This is a genomic window from Lacinutrix salivirga (assembly GCF_053604675.1).
In genome coordinates, this window is record NZ_JBSHNP010000040.1 from 1 (window position 1) to 221 (window position 221).

General features: G+C 33.9%; 1 protein-coding gene. It reads left to right on the forward strand.

The window, feature by feature from the left end; translation table 11 throughout:
• Positions 1-221 (forward strand): hypothetical protein (locus ACVC5O_RS01050; protein WP_452219605.1); only part of this gene is annotated, 221 nt, incomplete at both ends.

Below are 221 nucleotides of genomic sequence, written 5' to 3' on the forward strand. Positions count from 1 at the left end.
TAACCATTACAATAGAAGATGCACCAGAATCTGGAGAAGCATTAACACCAATAGAAATTTGTGAAGATGCTTTAACAGATAATTCGCCATTCGATTTATTTACATTATTAGATGGTACACAAGATACCAATGGAACATGGTTAGATGTTAACGGAACAGTACCAAACCCAATAGATATTACAGTATTAACAGCTGGTACTTACGATTACACCTATTCAGTA